Source organism: Corynebacterium hansenii (genome assembly GCF_030408795.1).
Taxonomy (GTDB): domain Bacteria; phylum Actinomycetota; class Actinomycetes; order Mycobacteriales; family Mycobacteriaceae; genus Corynebacterium; species Corynebacterium hansenii.
On record NZ_CP047211.1, the window covers coordinates 1,962,957 to 1,982,330 of the forward strand.

19 protein-coding genes are annotated in these 19,374 nt (G+C 68.6%); all 19 read right to left on the reverse strand.

What is annotated here, in order from left to right:
* Positions 1-75: 75 nt before the first annotated feature.
* Positions 76-786 (reverse strand): glycine-rich domain-containing protein, encoded by a 711-nt coding sequence (locus CHAN_RS13750; RefSeq protein WP_452094291.1) that lies wholly within the window; start codon positions 784-786, stop codon positions 76-78.
* Positions 783-2,141 (reverse strand): hypothetical protein, encoded by a 1,359-nt coding sequence (locus CHAN_RS08520; protein WP_290288704.1) that lies wholly within the window; start codon positions 2,139-2,141, stop codon positions 783-785. The genes CHAN_RS13750 and CHAN_RS08520 overlap by 4 nt, the downstream gene beginning before the upstream one ends.
* Positions 2,138-2,956 (reverse strand): hypothetical protein, encoded by an 819-nt coding sequence (locus CHAN_RS08525; RefSeq protein ID WP_290288707.1) that lies wholly within the window; start codon positions 2,954-2,956, stop codon positions 2,138-2,140. The genes CHAN_RS08520 and CHAN_RS08525 overlap by 4 nt, the downstream gene beginning before the upstream one ends.
* Complete coding sequence (locus CHAN_RS08530) at positions 2,953-3,330, reverse strand: phage gene 29 protein family protein (RefSeq protein WP_290288710.1); 378 nt, start codon at positions 3,328-3,330, stop codon at positions 2,953-2,955. Before CHAN_RS08530 ends, CHAN_RS08525 begins: the two co-directional genes overlap by 4 nt.
* Positions 3,331-5,028, reverse strand: a complete 1,698-nt coding sequence (locus CHAN_RS08535) for a Gp37-like protein (protein WP_290288712.1) — start codon at positions 5,026-5,028, stop codon at positions 3,331-3,333.
* Positions 5,029-6,066 carry a hypothetical protein gene (locus CHAN_RS08540; RefSeq protein ID WP_290288714.1) on the reverse strand — a complete coding sequence of 346 codons (1,038 nt, stop codon included), beginning with the start codon at positions 6,064-6,066 and terminating at the stop codon, positions 5,029-5,031.
* A gap of 146 nt (positions 6,067-6,212) precedes the next feature.
* On the reverse strand, positions 6,213-11,624 hold the full coding sequence (locus tag CHAN_RS08545) for a tape measure protein (protein ID WP_290288716.1): 5,412 nt from the start codon (positions 11,622-11,624) through the stop codon (positions 6,213-6,215).
* 18 nt (positions 11,625-11,642) lie between these two features.
* Positions 11,643-11,981 carry a hypothetical protein gene (locus CHAN_RS08550; protein WP_290288719.1) on the reverse strand — a complete coding sequence of 113 codons (339 nt, stop codon included), beginning with the start codon at positions 11,979-11,981 and terminating at the stop codon, positions 11,643-11,645.
* 23 nt (positions 11,982-12,004) lie between these two features.
* Positions 12,005-12,391: a hypothetical protein gene (locus CHAN_RS08555; protein ID WP_290288722.1), complete on the reverse strand. Its 387-nt coding sequence runs from the start codon at positions 12,389-12,391 to the stop codon at positions 12,005-12,007.
* 86 nt (positions 12,392-12,477) lie between these two features.
* Positions 12,478-13,383: an Ig domain-containing protein gene (locus CHAN_RS08560; protein WP_290288725.1), complete on the reverse strand. Its 906-nt coding sequence runs from the start codon at positions 13,381-13,383 to the stop codon at positions 12,478-12,480.
* A 68-nt stretch (positions 13,384-13,451) separates the two neighbouring features.
* On the reverse strand, positions 13,452-13,850 hold the full coding sequence (locus CHAN_RS08565; RefSeq protein WP_290288728.1) for a hypothetical protein: 399 nt from the start codon (positions 13,848-13,850) through the stop codon (positions 13,452-13,454).
* Entirely contained in the window at positions 13,847-14,137 is a 291-nt protein-coding gene (locus tag CHAN_RS08570; protein ID WP_290288734.1) for a hypothetical protein, read from the reverse strand. Before CHAN_RS08570 ends, CHAN_RS08565 begins: the two co-directional genes overlap by 4 nt.
* Positions 14,130-14,474: a hypothetical protein gene (locus CHAN_RS08575; protein ID WP_290288737.1), complete on the reverse strand. Its 345-nt coding sequence runs from the start codon at positions 14,472-14,474 to the stop codon at positions 14,130-14,132. The genes CHAN_RS08570 and CHAN_RS08575 overlap by 8 nt, the downstream gene beginning before the upstream one ends.
* Positions 14,475-14,487: 13 nt before the next feature.
* A complete protein-coding gene (locus CHAN_RS08580; protein WP_290288742.1) occupies positions 14,488-14,892 on the reverse strand; it encodes a Gp19/Gp15/Gp42 family protein in 405 nt (134 codons plus the stop codon).
* A 24-nt stretch (positions 14,893-14,916) separates the two neighbouring features.
* Entirely contained in the window at positions 14,917-15,279 is a 363-nt protein-coding gene (locus tag CHAN_RS08585) for a hypothetical protein (protein ID WP_290288744.1), read from the reverse strand.
* A complete protein-coding gene (locus CHAN_RS08590) occupies positions 15,279-16,211 on the reverse strand; it encodes a phage major capsid protein (protein WP_290288747.1) in 933 nt (310 codons plus the stop codon). The genes CHAN_RS08585 and CHAN_RS08590 overlap by 1 nt, the downstream gene beginning before the upstream one ends.
* Positions 16,212-16,289: 78 nt before the next feature.
* Positions 16,290-16,685, reverse strand: coding sequence for a hypothetical protein (locus tag CHAN_RS08595; protein ID WP_290288749.1), 396 nt, complete (start codon positions 16,683-16,685; stop codon positions 16,290-16,292).
* Between the two features lie 12 nt (positions 16,686-16,697).
* Entirely contained in the window at positions 16,698-18,074 is a 1,377-nt protein-coding gene (locus CHAN_RS08600) for a hypothetical protein (RefSeq protein ID WP_290288751.1), read from the reverse strand.
* Positions 18,031-19,362 (reverse strand): phage portal protein family protein, encoded by a 1,332-nt coding sequence (locus CHAN_RS08605; protein ID WP_290288753.1) that lies wholly within the window; start codon positions 19,360-19,362, stop codon positions 18,031-18,033. The genes CHAN_RS08600 and CHAN_RS08605 overlap by 44 nt, the downstream gene beginning before the upstream one ends.
* Positions 19,363-19,374: the final 12 nt, after the last annotated feature.

A 19,374-nucleotide genomic window follows, 5' to 3' on the forward strand; every position in this document is an offset into this window, starting at 1 on the left:
CCGCACCACGTCTGGTGCGGGGCTTCGAACGGGTTGATGTGCGGGGGTTCCGGTTTTTGCGCGAATTGCGCAGGGTTACATCCAGGGCTGGACAGACGAGTAGAAGGCGACGATGACCAGACCATTGCCCCCAGACTGTCCTGGGTTCGCCCCGCCGAAGGTGCCGCCGCTTCCCCCACCACCGCCACCGCCCGGCGCGCCGCCGATTCCGTCGCGCGAGCCTCCGGCCCCACCGGTCACCTTCGGGTACTCGGGAGCTGCATCGGTAACGTCGAGGGAGTTGGCTGTGGCGCCGTTGGCATCGCCGTACCCGGATCCACCTGCCCCACCCTTATTCACTTCGCTGAAGGATCCGTAGACGACTCGACTGTCACCGCCGGGACTGCCCGACCGCTCGACGGCTCCCCCGGCACCACCGCGCCCAACGATGATCGATAGCTCTCCGCCTCTGGAGCGAGAGACGTCAAGGAGCGAGAGCTGCGCCCCGCCGTTCTCTGGGGCTTTTCCGCCTGCGCCGTCTCGTCGGAATGCTCCGTCGCCGCCGGCACCGCCTCCTCCGCCACCCCAAAGTGCGGGGACAGCGAAGGCCGCCCACCACGGGACAGGCAGCCTCCATGCCCCGAGTGGGCCGGGGCCATTGGGGTCGGCGAACTGGTGGACTTCTACGCGGCCGATCGGTGGCCAGATCTGGTGGTCGCCGAGGAATACCGTGTTGACGGCGCGGGTGCCGAGAAAGATCTGCTCGGGCTCCCGGCCGCCCACCCAGAGTCGTCCGTCTCCACTCATAGCGGTGTCACCACCAGGGTAATCCGGTTGGCCGGTGCGCCGGTGGGGATTTGGTTGGATTCGACGATTTCGTAGGCGCCGGTGACTTTGCTGGCGATCTGGGTGGTCAGTGCGGAGGCGAGGTCTTGCTGGGTTTTCAGGGCCGTGGCGATCTCGCGGAGCGTGTCGAGCTCGGCCGGTGCGCCATCGACGAGCTCGGCGATGGCCGTAGAAACGGCGGTGGTAACGATCTGCTGGGCAACGGTGGAAGCTTCCTGAGCGGCGAGCTGGGCGGCCTCAGCCTTCGCCGTGGCCGTCGCCGCCGCAGTAGTTGCCTCCACTGCGTGAGACTCGGAGGACGATGCGCCGGTGTTTGCTTTGTCGCGGGCGTCCTCGGCGCCGGTGCGGGCGTCGACGGCTGCGATCTGCGCGGCCGACGCTGTCGCCGCAGACTGCTGAGCAGCCGACGCGGAGGCTTCTGCGTCATCGCGTGCCGTTTCGGCCCGGTCGGCGTCTGCCCCGACTGCGGACCGCACGGCTGCCGCGCCATCATCGATGGCGGCCTGCACCCGGGACTGGACCTGCACCGACGTCGACGCGGCGGTCTCCGCGCGAGACGCGGCACCGGTAGCGGTTTCTTCGGCCGCTTCCGCCCGGTCCGCCCCGGTCTCAGCGCGCGCAACAAGAGCCTTCATGCCCTTGTCGATCCACCCGCCCTCCTCGAAGGATGCACTGATCTCAGTCGCGGTGGCCGCTGCGGTCTTCGCTTCGTCGCGGGCGGACACGGCCTCCAATTGGGCGGTGCTGGCCGTCGACGCAGACGACGTCGCCGAGGCGGCCGCGTCCGTCGCGGTCTGTGCGGAGCTTGCCGCCTCATCGCGGGAGGCCTCGGAAGCAACCCGCGCGTCGGCGGTGGCGGTGATGTCGGTTTGCAGCTGCGTGCGTACCGCCGCCGCGCCGTCGGCGACGACCGTCTCTACCTCAGTTGCCGACGTCGCGGCCCGCTCCGCGCTGTCCGCCGCTGCAGCTGCCGATCTGGCGGCCTCCGCCGACGCCGCCTGCGCCTGACCCACGACGGCTGGGCTGTACTCGACCTGCGCGTCGATCAGCGTCAGAATGTCGTGGGTACCCGTCTCCGGCAGCAGCAGATCCCACCGCTTATGCATGCCCCCCGCGTTGAGTTCCACGCGGACCGGCCCCGGATCAAGCTCCGGGGACGTAAACGCACCGCGGACCAGGTTGAGCACATGCCGCTCCTGCGTTACCACCTCCCCCACCCCATCCTGGGCAGGCCTGGTCATCGTCGACGCAAGCGTCACAGTGCCCTGTGACGCTCGGCGCGCAATATCACGGAAATGCCCCGTGAGAATGGTCATGGCTGCTCCTCCCACACACCCGGGTCACCCGGGTCAGTTGTCGATTGCACTCTCGTACTGGACTGCTTCTGCGCCAGCAGGTACGTGTAGCCCGGGCCGCCGAGGATGTACCTCCACCGGCCCGCGTCGGCGTAGACCCTCACGGTCACACCGGCCGCCGCCTCCTCGGGATTGATCACCAGGGCCATCACGTCCGACGTGGTGCCCTGGTCGGCGCCCGGCACCGACGTCGCAAACGACTCGGCCAGTTTTGAACCATCAGCCCGGTACGCCTCGATCCACATCCGCGCCCAGTTCGCACCGACGGCCATCGTCCCGGACACGCCGGTTTTCGCCTGAACCTGCCAGGACCCCGCAGTACGCAGGACCAGTCCTCCGGCGGGGTCGATGGTCACGCCGACCAGCGGCCCGACCTGCTCGGTGAACGGGATCCGCATTCGCTGGTTGTGCTGCTGGAAACCTCGGTAAGCGAGGTTCTCTCGGCTGTACACGTGGGCACGGCCCCGCTCGTCGTAGAGCTCCTGGACCTTCGACTGCTGATCCGTTAGCGCAGACGTGATCGCGGGCAAGCCAGCGCCGGAGTTGCCGGTGAAAGCGTCGATTATCGCCTCAAATCCCGGGGGCGGTGTCCCCTTCAGCGCGTCAGCAATACCCGCGAGGAGACCCTTCGTCATGCCGTCCTGCGCCTTATCCAGGAAGGACGCCGCCGGGCGCTTCCTCCGGTCCTTGATCCGCTGCTCATTCCACTGCCGCAGATCCTGGATCGAGGAGAACCGGGGAATCTCCGGCGGGATCATCGGCTCCGGGGCGGTCACGACGCACCACCACGACGCGCATCGATCGCCGCCTGCAGCACCGCGATCTCCTCATCGGTCATGCCGTCGAGGCTGACGCCACCGGCCAGCGAGTCCGGAGCGACGTCGGGCACCTTGCCCGGCTCACATTCGAGCCACTCGACGCCCAGCGGCGCCGACTCCGACACCGTGTCGTCCGGGCGGCGGTACAGCGTCTGCAGCTCCGGGTGGTGCCGGAACCCGATCTCGTGGAGGAATTCGGAGACGAACGTCGCAGAATGCATCGGCAGCGCAATCTGCGTTCCGCCGGCGTCGATGGGCATGCCGCACAGCGCCCACAGCACATGCTGCTTCGGGTCGTCCATGTCGGCGTTTTGCTGCTTCAACCAGGACATTTACTTGCTCACCCCTAGGTCTTTCCACGCCTCGAAGAACAGGCGCGATTGGTCGAGTAGCCGGGCGATCGGCGCTTGCCCCGTGCGGGGATCGCCGACCGTGAGGTCGTATCCAGGTGCAGCGTCGCGCGACCAGGCCAGGGTGATTTCCTGCACCTGCTCGACCACGATTCGGCCACGCACCGGCTTGAGCTCCACGCCGATGCGGTCACCGAGCCAAAAGTGCCCGCGCCCCGGAGCCCCGAGGAGGTACGGGCCACCATCGCCGACCTGGATCGTGTACGACTCCCGAGACCTCGTCTCCCAGAAGCGCTGACGGAAGCCGACGACACCGGACAGCGCCCAGGCCGTTTCCATGCCCTGTGCCCAGTCCTCGAGGTAGTGGTGCTTGCCGAGTCGCATGGCCCGGATGGGGCTTTTCACCGACCCGAAAGCCAGGAAAACATCCTCGTAGAGCGGCGCCAGCGCCGTATCGGCGATGGAGCCGAGCGTGTCGAGGAAAAAGACGGCTCCGATCATGTTGCCGACGAGCTGCACCGTCATGCTGATGGTCTCGTTGACGCCTGGGGCGGACTTGCCACCGCCTGTGATCGTCACCGCGGTGGCCGGCTCCCGGCGGTACTTGCCGTTGCGGATCGCGGTGTACTGGCCGTCGCGGAAGACGACCCACGGCTGGCGCGGCGCGGTGCCGAGCCACTTCGACACGGTGTACTCGGCGGGCTCCGCTGGCGACGCGATGACCGTGACGAGGTCATCGATGACGTTGTCGGCGAGCTTCGTGGCCGTGCGCAGCATGCCTCCGAAGATCGTGCCGCCGGTCGCGGTGCCCTCGAAGACGCCACTTTTGTCCACGATGTCCACGATGAGCTGCCCCGGTTTCATCGGCGCCAGCCAGCCCTTCGGCTTCGGTTGGCCGGGCAGCCACCGCCGGGTGGTGATCATCAGCCCGGCGTCGGCGAGGATCGGCCGCGCCAGCTCCATGAAGCTCTTCATGCGGGAGCTGATGATGCACCACTGCGACGAGTCGCCGATGATGCTGCCGGGCTCCACGACGACGGTCCAGTCCCACGGCAGGACGCCTTCCAGCCACGACACGGGGTCGAGCGGGTTGTCTGCGACCTGCCACAGGTTGCCGTGCAGGCGGTACAAGTTGAGCGCCAGCGTCATCTTCAGCGTGGTGATCGCCGGGCCCGCCAGCACGAAGCTCTTCGGGAACTGCGCCGCAGCTGGGGAAAACGGGTTCGGCCAGCAGCGGACGTGATCCAGTTCCGCGAGGTCGTGGAGGAAATCCAGGACGATGACGCGGGTGCCGTCGTCCAGGAAGCTGTACTCCACGCCGGTCATCCGCCCGGCCCACTGGGAGCCGTCGCGGTCCATGATGACGTGGATGTTCTCGGTCTTGCGGCCGTGTACGTCGAGCGCCCACACCGCGAGGTGGTGCGCTTCCGGCAGCGTGATCGTCGCCGTCCCGGCCTCGTTGATGCGCCAGGTGAACTTGGAGTCGTACTCGCCGGCGACGCGTCCGCGGGCGTTGTAGTCGCCGTCGTAGAGGATCGTCACCGGCATTTGCTGGCGGCGAGCTGCCCGGGCCATTTTCTGGTTGAGGCATGCGTGGTAGATGCCTTCGAGTTGCTTCTCGAAAGCGTCGTCCCACGGGTACTCGGTGGCGCCGGGCACCGTGGTGGTTGGGGTCGTCATCTACAGCTCCATCCCGTAGGGGCGTGTCCACTGCGTGGGCACGCGTACCTGCACGCCCGAGCCGGCCATCGTGGCCACCGATCCCCACGCTTCGGCGATGATCTCGCCGAGCGTCGGGATCGACAGGGCTTCCAGCAGGACGTCGGCCCACTCCCCGACGAAGCCGGGCAGCACCGACCGGATCGCGGTGTCGATTTCCTGGGCGAGACGCTCCGGTGTCCAGGACAGCACCGTGTCGGTGCCGAGCGGCTCCAGGAGCTTGGTCAGTGCCTCGGCCATCGCGACGAGCGCGTCGACGGGGATGTCGAAGGGGATGCCGAGGCGGGCCCAGAGGTTCGGCAGCCACGGCAGCGGGTTGACCACTACCGGGATGCGCGTCGGCGGTGTCCACGGCGGCACCGGGTACACGAAGGCCTGGCCGTTCATCCGCGCCCAGAACTGGCTGCCGTCCGAGGAGACGACCTGCTCGGTCATCGGGTCGGTGTCGATGAGCAGATTCTGGTGGCGGTTCTGGAAGGGGAGGACGACCCGACGGTCGCGGTGCTCGTACCCGGGCCACCCTTCCCGATCCTCGAACGAATGATCGGGAAGAATCAGCGAAGCGGGCCCCACAGAAACGTACTTGACCCATGCTTGGGTATCCGTCGGATTCGTCACTGTGACGAAACCCGTGTAGTGGATTCCGTCGAATCGCCACACGTCCGTGGTGTCCTCCTGGGTCCACATCGGGTTCCCGGCGCGAAGCGACAGCGCCATCTCCGTGTGGCCGCCGGCGTGACCGCCCTCCTGCCCGAGCTTGACCTCCGGGGTCTGCGACAGGCGGCAGCGCAGTCGCCGCTCCCCCGAATCCGACCGGACGATGAGCTCCGAGTCCCGCTCGTACGACCACGCCCGGCGCCACAGCGAATCGGTGACCTGCCAGTCCCACCGGTCGTCATCCCAGATCCACAGCTTCAGCTGAAGATCGCGGGCGGCGTACCGGGCGGCCTGGTAGGTCGAGCCGATCTGCGTCGCGCTCGACTTCCAGATGGTCGACACGGGCGGGTCAATCAGCCCATCCGCTTCCGGGGCCAGGACAACTCCTCGGTTGCCACGCCCCGGGCCGGACAGGATCCACTCGGATCCATCGACACCGCGGACGAGAATGCTGATCGGCTTGCGCTGCACAGCTCACCTCCAATCGGTCATCGCAGCGGCCCGAAGCCCTGAGCGTCGCGCCACTGCTGCTCCTTGAAACGACGCCAGGCGGCGTCCTCGTCGCGGTGGTTGAACTCGTAGTGGTTGTTCACCACCCGGGCGTCGCCGTTGGCGACTCCCGCTCCGACGAGCTCGCCCGGTGCGCGCTCGGCAGGCGCCGGGTTCGGGGTGCGGGCCGCGACGACCGGCATCTGATCCGCCGAGCCCGCGGCGTTGGCCGCGCCCTCGGCGAGCGTGTTGATGCCGGCGTGCGCGACGCGGCCCGCAGCGGCCGCGACCTCATCGACGGCCATGCCCGCCCAGCCCTCGGCCATGCCGATAGCCGCAGCCGCGGGGGCCGCGGCGGGGCCGAGCGTTCCGGCCGCCGACTTCGCCATCCCCGCGATGCCGGAGACCCCGGCCTTGCCTGCGGCAGCACCGGTCTCGATGACGCCGTCGGCGACCATCCCGGCGACGTTGGCGCCGCCGTTGATGGCCTCGAGCAACGCCCGGTTGTCGCGCACCGCGCCGGCGTTGACGACGTATTCGCCGTTGGACAGCCATGCGCGGATCGCGTCATCGCGGGGACCGCCTCGTCCGGAGACGTAGCCGCCCGACGCGTAGCCCGGTGCCGAGCCGAAGGTGCCGTACTGGGCCACCAGCTCCTCGGCGCGGCCCATGACGGGCTCGTACCGAGACGGGAACGCGCTGCGCTGCACCTTCTGCGCTGCCGCGCCGCGGCTCATTGACTTCCAGTCGAACTTCACGAGCTCGCGGAAGAACATCAGCGCCGACTCGAAGGGGCTCATGCGCTGGGCGACGGTGCCCCACGCGCCGTTGTCGCGCTGCTGGAAAATGCCGACCGAGTCGTAGTCCGAGCCGATGCGGTCGTGCCGGAAGTTCAGCGACTCCGGCACCGCCCGATTGGCCCACATCAGGATCGGATCAGACGCCTCGACCAGCGAGGTGCCCGTTCCGATCACCGCAGCCTCACGGTCGAGGCCCTTGGACTGCGCCGCGCGGCTGATCTCCCGGACGAAGAACGGCATTCCCCAGTCCGGGCCCGCCGGCGCCGGTTCCGGCGCCGGCGGGGCGGCGTCCGACAGACCGGCGAGGTCACCGGCAGCGTCGCCAGCGGTCGACGTCGCCGTGGTGGAGGTTCCGGACGCTTCCGCGCCGACGACCTCCTGAGAGGCCGCGTTGTCGCGCTCCTCCACGGCGATACCGACCGACCGCAGTGCCTGGAGCAGCGGCGGAATCTCGTCGGGCACGCCGAAGACGCTCAGCGCGTCCTTGACCTGCCCCGACACGATTGCCTTCGCCGACGATCCAGCGAGCTCCGACCACGTCGTTGGCGCAGACTCGGCCACAGCAGCCGGGCCCGCGCCGACGTCGGGGTTGGAGCCCGACGCGCCGGAGCCACCAGTGGTGGACGTAGCGTCGTCGACGGCCGGCATGTCCGACAGGTCACCGATGGCGGACGTCGCCGCGGCTTCCTGCGCTGACGACGTGGGAATCCATCCCCAGTGGTCAAACTGCGGGTGATCCCACGCCACGGCACCGCCGCCGATCGCGCCGCCACCGTTGCCACCGCCCATCTCGACGTTCGTGCCGTCCGGCAGGGTGCCGGAGGTATGGGCCATCGAGCCGCGGTTGTTCCAGCCCATGCGGAAGGACCCCTCCGGGCCCTTGCCGATGTGCCCACCGTTGGAGCGGATGTACTGCTCCTGCGAGTGCGTCGAGAACGCGCGGGGGCCGATCGGGTTTTTGCCGATCATGAAGTCGAAGATTCGACCCTGCGTCGAGGAGCAGTCGCCCCACGCGCCCGGCCCCGGGCTGTTGGTGTACGGCGCGCCTTGTAGGGAGCGGTCCATCGCGATGCCCGCGACGTTTTCGCCCTCCACGAAGCGACGTACCTCCGACGCCGTGCGCACCCCGCCGTCGGCGAACGCTTGCACCGCGCCACGTGCCGGGCCGAGGCTGCCCCGGTAGGTCGACTCGACCGGCGCTCCGGTGCGCTTGTCGACCAGGCCCATGCCGAAAATGTCGGCGGTCTGGGCGAGGATCGCCGTCGACCGAGTGCGCTTCGTCGGGTGCAGCGGGATGTACGCTTCACCACCGGTTTCGTCCTCGGCCCACACGCGCCACGCCCCTGCCGGGGCGATCTGGGCGACGTGGTTCTCCTTGCGGCGGCCGCCGTTGGCGTACGACTCGAGCTGGGCGATGCCGCCCTGGGCGTAGGCGGTGATCCCGCCGTCGGCGTACCCGATGACGCCTCCACCGGCCAGGCCGATGAGCGACCCGATGGCGGAGAAGTTCAGCGTGCTGGAGATCCAGGACTTCACGCTGCTCCACGCGGCCTTCATGCCTTCCCACAGGCCGTTGAGGATTCGGCGGCCGGCATTGACGAGCCAGCGTCCGGCGTCGGAGAAAACGTTCTTCACCTTGCCGGGGATTTCGCCGACCCTCGCCAGCACATCTCCGACCGCGCCAGCGACTTGGCCGGGCAGGGGGGCGACGTGGTTGTTCCAGAAGTCCGCGACGGACTGGCCCATGTCGCGGAACCAGTCCATGACGGAACGCCACAGGTCAGAGAAGAATTGCTTGACCGAGGAGATCGCGTCACCGACCTGGCCGGGCAGCGGCGCGATGTGCTCGTTCCACCATCCGGAGATGGACGCACCCATCTCGGTGAACCACGCGGCGACATTGGCCTTCAGGTCGGAGAACCACTGCTTGACGCCGTTGACCGCGCCCATGACCCAGCCGGGCAGCGACACGATGACGTAGACCAGGCCCATGATTACGCCGACGACGATGCCGATGATCGCGACCACCGCGGTGATCGCCAGGATGATCGGTCCGAGGAGCAGCGCGGCCAGCGCGATGAGCGCTGGCTTGATCAGCGGCTCCCACATTTCGGTGACGAAGGCGCCGAAGCGCTGTTTGAGCTCGTCCCACTTCTGCTTGAAGGCGTCGACCACGGGGGCGATGTGGGCGTCGTAGGTTTCACGCAGGGCCGTCGTGAAGACGTTCCACTTCTCCTTGATCGAGTCGATGATCGGCTCGACGGCGGCCTTGAGCTGGCCCCACTTCTCCTTAAAAAAGTCGAGGATGGGGACGATGTTCTCGTTGTACTTCGTGCTGACGGCGTCGGTGTACTCCGACCACATCGACTTGAGGAAGCCGATCGCCTCGCCTGCGCCGTCCTTGAGGCTGATGAAGCCGTCGCGGATGCCCAGGATGATTCCGACGATCGGACTGTCTTCCTCGATGCCGAAGGCGTCGCGCAGCGCACCGGAGAAGTCCCCGTCCACGATGAGGGACTTCAGGCCGGAGAAGGCGTCGCTGATCCAACCGAAGAAGCCGGTCAGCTTGTCCCACGCCCACTGGGCGCCGGAGGAAATGCCGTCCCAGACGGGCTGGATCGCCTGCAGCCCGGCGGCGAAGGCGGCCTTGATCCGCTCCCACGCCGAGCCCATGAAGTCGGTGAACCGGGACCACAGCTCGCGTCCCTTCTCCGTCTTCGTGAAGAAGGCCCACAGTGCGACGCCGAGGGCCACGACGACGCCGATGATCGCGCCGATGACGTTGGCCTTCATCGCCATGTTCAGGGCGATCTGGGCGACGGTCTGCCCCTTCGTCGCCAGCTGCCATGCCTTGAACGCGGCGACCATCGCGCGGACCTTCCCGGCGATGAGGACGCCCGCGGCGGCGACCTTGACGGCGATGAGCGAACCCACCAGCCCCGACGCGGCGACGCCAAGGGCGATCATCACGGTCTTCGAGCCCAGCAGGCCGGAGAAGAACCCCGAGATGGCGGGCTTGACGGTCTTGAGCATCGACGTGAGGAACTCAATGCCCGTGGTCAGCGGGCCGATGAACGGCTCGATGATCCCGGCCGACAAGGTCGCGAACGCGGTCTTGGCGTTGGCCATCTTCGCCGGCAGCGTCTCGCCCATCGCGGCGGCGTAGTCGCCCATGCCGCCGTTGATGGCGCCCACCAGGTCCTCGAAGCTGATCTTGCCTTCGGAGGCGAGCTTGCGGACTTCGGCGACGGACTTGCCGGTGAACTCCGACAGGTACTGCGCGGCGTTGACGTTCGCGTCGGCGAGCTGGTTGAGCACGCCGGCGTCGATCTTGCCGCTGGCGGCGACCTGCTGCATGATGCGGCCAACATCGATGCCGGTGCCGACGGCCGCAGCGGACAGGTTGGTGAATGCTTGGATTGCGTCGTCCATCGGCGCGCCGAGCTCGACGCCCGCCTGAGCGAACATCGCGCTGTACTTCGCCGCGTCGGCGAGGCTGACCGAGGTGCCGGTGACCTGCTCGGACAGGCGCGCCATTTGCGCTTCGGTCTGCTCGGCGGTCAGCCCGATCGCCTGGAAATTGACCTCGGCGCGCTGGATGTTCATCAGGCGATCGAAGCCCGACGACAGGAAGCTGGTCGCGCCCTGCACACCGATGAACGCGCCGGCGGCGATGGCGGCCTTACCGGCGATGCCGCCGAGGTTGGTCATCAGGCCCCGGGACGGCCCGGACGTCGACGTCATGTCGTTGCCCATGCCGCGGATCTTGCGGCCCGCGGCGGCGGCTTCGGTGCCGGTGCGCTTTTCGGCGTTGGCGACGTCGGCCTGCACGGCCTTGAGGTGGGTGGACTTCGCCCGGACCTGGTCGTTGGCCGTCGCCAGCTGCGCCTTCGCCTTGATCGAGTTGCCTTCGGCGGTGGCGAGTTGGTTGGTCGAGGTGATCAGCTGCTTGCGGGCCTGCTCCAGCTCCCGCTCGGCCTGCTTGACCTCGCGCGAGCCGTTGCCGTGGTCCATCTTCGCCAGGGCGAGTTGCACCTCGGCGGTTTCGGCCTTCTGCGCCGCGGCGGATGCCTTGTCCTTGGCTTCCGACTCGCGCAGCTCGGCGGTCCGAACGTCGCCGGAGGCCTTCGCCGCGCGGGTCTTCGCCGCCGCGAGACGGTCCTCGGCGTTGGCCAGCGAGATAGACGACGTCGCGCCGCCTTCCTGCGCGGAGGTGAGGTCTCGCTGCCACCGGGTGACCTGCTGCGTCGCGTCGCCCTGGCGGCGCTTGGCGTTGGCCACGCGGTTTTCGGCGGCCTCCAGCTGCGACGCGGTCGCCTTCCCCGACGACCGCAGCGCGTCAAGCTTCTTCTCCTCGGCGAGGACGCGCGCGGCGGCCTCCGCCTCGGCCTTGCGGGCAGTGCCCAGCTTGGTGGAGACCTGCTCGATGGTCTTCGCCTGGGACTTGAGCCCATCGGCGGCGGCCTTTCCGGCCTGCTCGCCGCCCTTGCGGAAGCCGTCTTCGAGCCGCTTCCCGCCCGCCTGGGCGGCCTGGTTGGCCGCCTGGTCGACGGACTTCATAAAGCCGCGGACTTCGGCGTTGACGCCGATCCACACGGTATCTCCGGCCATGCTGGGGCACCCCCTGATCTAGTGCATTGGGCTGACGCCCATGGATTCCAGGTAGGCCATGACCTCCCCGTGGCTTCGGTCGCCGAGCGAGCCGAACTTCTTTCCTCCGCCGCCCTCGGGTTCGGCCCACGGGTACTTCGGCATGCCGTCGTAGACGTCCTTGCCGGTGGCCTTCTCCCCCATCAACGCCTGCGCGACACGGGTGAGCGCCCACTGGGACGCCCACCTGGTGCTGTCGGCCAGGGTGAAGGGGCGGTCATCGGTGAGGTGCCAGCGGGTGGCCGCGTCCTGCGGCAGGTAGGTCAGAAGCACGCGGAGTTTCCGCAGCGTGACCTGCCCTCGCCAGAACCCGGCCATGACGTCCCACCCGTAGTGAGCCTCTAGTGCTGCTTCCGCCGCTTCCGCGCCGCCATGCGCCGCGAGGAGCGATTTCCACGAGTAGGGTTTCCGTCCTCCATGTAGCCGGTGACGGACTCGCGGTAGGCGTTGACGACTTGGCCGAACAGGGCGCCGGAGCCGCCGGCTTCGAGGAAGCGCTCGTACTCCTCCTCGCCCATGAGCAGCAGGCCGACCTCGGTGTTGGAGTCGGCGACCTCTTCGAGCTCGTCGGCGACGTCGTCGGGCAGGGCCACCGGGTCCATGAAGGAGAATTCGAGGCGCTCGCCCTTCTTCGGGCCATCCTTGGCGGTGAAGCCGAAGGGGACGCGGCCGTCGGCGACGCCGGTGGCCTCTTCGCGCTGGGCGACAATCTGGTCGAGATCGAGCATGGGTGTGTACCTCTTTCGGGTAGAAGGTGTGAAAAGGGGGGCCGGTGATTGAGGGGCGCGAACCGGCAACCGCCCGGGGCGCGCGGCTACGCCGCGGCGTTGGAGATGGTGAGCTTGACCTTCTTCTCCGCCGCGTTGTCGGCCAGGTCCTCGACGCGCAGCTGCAGGTCGGTTTCGCCCGCGGCGGTCGGGGTGCCGGAGATCGTGCCGTCGGTGGACAGATCCAGGCCCTCCGGCAGCGTGGTCTCGCCAGCGATCTCCCACAGCGCGGAGCCGACGCCGCCGGAGGCAACGAGCTTCGCGGTGTACGGCGTGCCGACGGTGCCCGCCGGCAGGGCGGTGGTGGCGATGGACAGGGCGCCGCCGCCGGTCTCGGAGCCAACGGCTCCGGACTCGTCCCAGGACTCGGAGAAGTACCAGCGCGACTGCTTGCCAGCGATGGTCGGGTCGTCCGGGTACTCCGACGCGTCGGCCGGGTACGCGGTGATGGTGACCTCGAGGCCGATGATCTCGTCGGACTTGAAGGTCACCGAGCCGCGCTCGGTGAGCTGGGCGTTGGGCAGGATGATGCGGGCGGCGTCGTCGCCGTCGACCACGTCGACCACGAAAAGCTTGCGGTCGAACTTCGGCTTGCCGCCGACGTCGATGTACCAGCCGCCCTGGCCGTCCTCCTGGACCTCGCCGCCGAGGAAGAACGACAGATTCTTGCGGGAGGTCTGCCACAGGACGAACTTGATCGCCGTGATGGACTTGGTGATCTCGCGGCGGATCGGCGCGATCTCCTGGAACGGGATGAACTCGGTCGCGTCCTCATCGAAGCTGACTTCGATGCCGTCGGGGCCGATGTAGCCCATGTTGGTGAAGATGCCGTCATCGAAGGACGGCTCCATGCGGGGAACGGGCGAGCCGAGGTCGGCGTAGCGGACGGCGCCGGTCGTGCCGACGTGGGCCAGCGCGGCGGCGAATCCGTCGAGGGTGTTCTGCAGGGCCATGAGGCTTGCTCCTTACGAGAAAAGCCCCGACCGGCGACCGGCGGGGCTGGATGATGTGGTGGTTGGCGCTAGATGCGCGCGGTGAATCGGAACTCGGCGCCGACGCGCTTGAGCTTCGGGTTCATGTCGGGGCGCGGGTGCCACGTCGACGGGCACCGCGTGCGCGTGATCGGGACGTGCCGACGGTTCGGCAAGTCGGACAGGGTTGCCTTGACCTGATCGCGCACCGCTTTCGTGGAGATGCGCGACGGACCGTGGATATCGACGTCGAGGACGTGATCCGCAATGAGCGGCGCATGTCCTCCCCACGGTGCGACCTCTTCGCCGGGCAGCTCGTCCACGACGACGTAGACCTGGCGAGGGTCGAGCTGCTCTGCCGGTGGCAGGACGTCGCCGACCCACGTTCCGTCGAGGTCGGCGCGCAGCTCGGCCCACACGTGCTGGAGCACATCGAGGGTGTCGGTCATCGTCTGGAACCTCCCGCCGCGCGGCGCAGCGTCTTGCGCGCCGCGGTGGTGGAGTCGCCGTATTCGCCGGCGACGTCGGTGGACTCGACGTTGTAGATCGCGCGCCCGGAGGGGACGTGCACTCGGCGGACAGTGATCATCGCGTTGCCGCCTTCGGCGGCGTCGATGGCGCGGGCCTTCGCGGCGATGTTCACCGCCTTCTGCTCGACCTTGGCGAGCACCGAGGGCATGGACATGACCTCCTGGAAGATCGCGTCGTAGTCGATCTCGTTGCGGACGTCAGCCACGGGCCACCTCCACGTCGATTTCGGAGTGCCGCATCGAGGTGTGCTCCCACGTGCCCGGGTTGCCGACGACGTCGAGGTCGTCGGCCATGCCCTCCACGCGGATGCGGTCAAGGTCGCCGAGGGGGATGACGTGCCCGGGCGGGGAGATCACGCGCCATCCGACCTGGATGAAAACGCGGCGCCCGTCGTCGGTGTCCTCGGTGGTCATCCTCGGCTGCACCTCGACGCCGAAGGGCACCTCGGTGACGGTCGCGGTTGCCCAGTCGGGCACCGTGACGCCGCTGTAGCCGTCGGTAGTGGTGCCCGGGGTGACAATGGAGATTCGACGGTCGTACATCAGCGGCCCCCTTTCACCAGCGGTACCTGGGCTCGTACTCGGACAGGGGTTCCTCGCCGCGCCACCCGAAGGCGTAACTGGCGCCGGGCATGGTCGGCAGGCCGAGCAGTTCGAGGTGCCCGGCCAGCAGTTGCAGCGTGACCTGGGGATTGAGCATCGACGCGGATTCGGACACCGCGCCGACGGTCGTGGCCCACTGCGTCTTGCCGCGCTGTTCCATCGGGACGGCCAGCGCGTTGAAGACCATGTCGAGGCTGACCCAGCGGGCCACGGCGCGGGTTTCCTCGTCATCGACGGCGACGCGCCGGCGGATGAGGATCCCGGCCATTTCGAGCAGCTTTCCCGCCCTCGCCTTTTCAGGGGCGGTGAGCGGGCGCCACTCGGCTTCGAGGTCTGCGACCTCGGCGTAGGTCTCCATGCGGGCCTCCCTTGGGTGCGGTGCTTAGGCCTGGGCGGTGGCGGCGATGAGCTGCGCGCGCGTCAGGTCCTCGGCGGCGGACGGGGCCATGCCGAGGGCGACGGCGTACGCGACCCACTCGGCCTTGTTGGCGGTCTGGCGGGGCCGCTCCGGCGCGGGTTCCGCCTCGGCGTCGACCGGATCGTCGGCGTCCACCTTCACCTCGGCCTTGCGCTTGGGCGTGGGCTGCTTCGGGACAGGCTCGGCGTCAACGTCGACGCCGGCCTTTGCCCGCACGAGCCACGCCCCGGTGTCCGCGTCGACGTCCACGACGTCACCGCGGTAGCGGCGCACGTACTCGCCGTCGACGCGCTGATCCCAGCGGCCGACGGTCAGGCGGACACGCATTACGCCGTCACCCCGGTGATGGTGAGCACCGACTTCGGCTCATCGACGGCGATGATGCGCTTGCGCACCGCGTCGGAGCGCCAGGACATGTTCGGGCCGCCCATGCCGGACTCGCCGCCTTCCTGGTACAGCGGCGTCATCTGCAGCGGGATGGTGTCCGAGCGGAAACCGGCGACGCCGGATTCGAGGACGATGGCCTTCGTCGGGTCCATGAACCGCGACGTCGCGACGGTCAGGCCGAAGATCGTCTTCGGGTGCACGCCGGTGTACAGCGGGTTCTCGGCGGCGTTGTCGCCGATGTAGAACTTCTGCACCTGCTCGTTGCGCAGCAGCGCGGTCAGTGTGACCGGCGCCAGCACGAGGGTGTTCGGGTTGTAGCCGAACACCTCGTCGTCCTTGGCGTTGTCCGGCTTCGCCGCCTGGATCTGCTCGATCGCGTCGAGGACGTCCTTCGCCGGGTCGCCGGCGCCGCCGGACCAGGCGGCAGTCGCCGCGGCGGTCGGGGTTTCGGCGGCGTCGAACGCGGCCAGCGACGCGCGGACTCCGGAGCGGATCATGGTGTTCTGCAGCGCGGTCTGCTGCTTGCTCACCATGTCGAGGCGGTTCTCGTGGCGCTGCTCGTAGGACACGCGGATGCCCATCGCGACCTTCTGGCCGATGACGGTGCGCACCTTGCCGAGGTTCAGCCCGGACACCGGGATCTCGCCGAACTCGGCGACGACCTCGGCGTCGTCGGCGAGGAACGGCGACGCGGCCTCGCGGAACGCCGCGACGCCGGAGTCGTTGGAGCCGGCGTTGCGGAAGAGCAGGTCCTCGAGGAACGCGCCGTCGAGGTTCTGGATGGTGCGCTCGGCGATCCACTTGGGATCCTTGATCAGCGAGTCGACGGTGATCGGGTCACCGTCGTACGCGGAGGTGATGATGTTGCCCATTGGTCCTCCTTGGAATTGGGCATGAAAAAACACCCCGGAGGCCGGTTGGCCTGGGGTGTTGCTTCAGCTGACGGTGGTTTAGGCGTCGAGGCGCAGGTGCACTCGGACGGTGGACGGGGCGTCGCCCGGGGTGGCGACGATGACGCCGGCCTTGACGGTGCCGGTGTTGGAGACCTTGCCGTCGGCGGCGGCGTAGACCGTCGCGCCGAGGGTCAGGCCGGTCGCGCCGTCGGCGACGGCCAGCGGCACGACGCCGCCGATGTGGACGGCGACGACGGACGGGGCGGTGATCGCGAGGTTGTTGGCCTCGCGGGCGGTGTCCGGTGCGGCGTTTTCGGTGACGGCACCGAAGACGACACCGTCGGCGCCGGCGTGCGAGATGCCGTTCTCGCCGAGGGTAACCAGGCGGTGCTTCTCGACGGCGGCGGCGGCCTTCTGGGTCACCGGGCCGGAGCGGAAAGTGGGATTCGACATGAGTGCTTCTCCTTAGGTGGTGGGGCGGCCGAACATGCCGGCACGGTCGGCGGCGGCCGACAGCTTCGCGCCGTCGTCGTCCTCGTCGGCGCCGAGGCCATGTCCGACCTCACGGCCCGCCATGGTCACCAGCGGCTCCATGGAGTCGAGATCGTCGGCGGTGAGCAGGCCCTTCTCCATCTGGGTCAGGGCGGCGTCGCGGCGGGCGGGCATGAGCTTGCCCGCGGCGATTGCGTCGCCGACGGCGCGTTCGCGGGCGTCGCGGACGAGCTTGTCGCGCTCGGCGCGCTCGGCGGCCAGCGCATGCTTGTCGACCACGGCCAGGCCCAGCTGGTCGGCGGCGGCGTGGATGGTCGACGCGGCGACCGGCGCGGCCGGGGCCTTACCCTTGCCGTCGTCGGCCTCATCGTCGTCGGTCTTCTTCTCCGCGTCCTTGGCCATGGTCTCCACGGCCTTGACAATCGCGGCGGCGTCAGCGCCTTCGTCCAGGCCCAGCGCCTTGACCAGCGCGGCGGCCTGCTCTTCGGTGAACTCCATCAGGTGTTCCTCCTTCTCGGCCGCCGCAGCGACCGGCTTGTACTCGCGGCCGCGGGATTCCGCGGCCGATTCCCACCGGGCGTCCGGGGTGCGCGTCGACGCGGCGACGTACTCACGTCGTACCGTCTCCGGTTCCCCCCACTCGATGGCGTCGTCGTCTCCGACGGCGTAGGCGACCTTGTGCAGCTCGCCGGTGGTGTCGTCCATGGCGATGATCTCCGGCGGGGAGAGGAAGAGCTCCTCAATCCACCAGAAGTCGTCAGCGCCGGGACCCTTCTCGTAGAAGTCGCGCCGCACGTCCTCGACGGACGCCGACGCGATGATCTTGTCGGGCATGATTGCCACCTCTCCTGCCGCCGGGCCATCTCGCCCGGCGGCGACGTCGTACAGGGCGGCCACGTCGCGCAGCGTCGACAGCGTGCCGACCGCCGGCGGGGACACGCCCAGCAATGCCAGGCCGGTCAGAGCGAATTCGTGCACCATGCCGGTCTGGTCTCGGTAGTTGAATGAGCCCTCGATCGAGCGGTTCGGGTACGCCGACGGCAGAATGTCCGCCAGCCACGCGGGCAATCCACGCAGGTCCCCGACGAGCGTCGAACCGTCCTGCGAGAGCCGCAGATTATCCACGAAGCCGACAGCGGGTTCACCGTCGAAGCGGGGGTCGACATGGCCGAGCTTGATCACCGGCCGTCCGACCGCCGACGACTGCGCGGCGCGCACCGCCGCGGCAAGGACTTCCGGCGTCGCGGTGAACGGGCCCGTCGACGCGGGCCACTCCCCGACCTTCAGCAACTCGACGTCGGGGACGTCACGCAGGATCGGCCGATTCGGGGCTGTTGGTGTCTCCGGCATCGTCTCCACCTCCTTGGTCAGGTGTCCACGGGGTTTCCGGCGGCGGGGTGTCCTTCGCCGGGGCGCCCATCTCGCGGCGCAGCCATTCCTCGATGCCTCGATCCGGGCGGATCAGTCCGGCGTCGGCCAGCGTCCGCAGCGCGTTGGCGACCTCCACCGACGTCGACCTCATGTCGTCGAAGACGATGCGCGGCGCCGGGACGTCCTCGCCGAAATTCCAGTCCACGAGATCGTTGACGATGTGCTCGTTGGCGACGTCGGCGATTGCGTCGGCGGTCGCGGCCAGCGACGTGGTGAACAGGTCGCCCTGCGTCGTCGCCAGCGCGTAACTACCGCCCTTGCCGTCGAGGTTGAGGAAATGCGCCAGACCGGTCTTGCCGATCATCGCGTCGTGGTATTCGATCGCGCCGCGCGGGTCGGGCAACTGTCCGGTCACGCCGAGCAGCTGCAGCTTCGAATCGAAGGGCAGCGACACGCCGGACTGGTCGCCGGCGGCGTAGGCCTGGGCCATGGCGCGGCCCTTTTCGATCTGCTCATCCGACGCGTTCGGCGGGTTGATGTACACGGGCACTCCCATGCCGTTGCGCTCGTGGGTGACGGCCTCGACCTTGAGCAGCCGATCGCGCAGCATCCAGTGCTTGAACGCCGGCCGCAGCAGCGATTCGCCCGTCCAGTCCGCGCCCTCGCGGTCGTTGACGTAGGCGACGAGCCGGGTGACCGGGATGATCGTCCGGCCGCTGGACCGCGTGGGTCGGATCAAGGTCCCTCCGGTCGGGGCCTTCTGCTCGATGGCGATCAAACCACCGTCGCGGGCGACCTGAATGTCGGCCAGCGACTTCGGCATGCGGGGCGCAAGTTTCCGCAGCCCCCACCGGCCCTGGTCGTCCATCTCCACGACCTGCTCGAAGTACATCGCCCCGTACGGCAGCATCCACAGCGCCATACGGAGGTGCTCCGGCCAGGAGAACCGACGGGACCGCCGAGGAAGCGCGTCCTTGGCCTCTTCGCCGATGATCGGCAAGCCGAGCTGGCGGGCAACGAACTCGGTGACCTCATCAGGGGCGCCGGCCGGATCGATGCGCCACGGCGTCGCACGGATCGGCAGGGTCACCGCCTTGAGCAGCGATGCGACCGACGAGTCCTTGCGCATCTCCGCGTACGTATCGAGGCACTGAGGCCACCGGAGCTCGTCCACGTGCTCCTCATCGACGCCGCGGATCGATTCCTCCGATCCGGCGTGGACGTAGCCGATCTCCTTCGGCGCAGGGGCTTGCGTCTCATCCGCCATGCTCCACCTCCA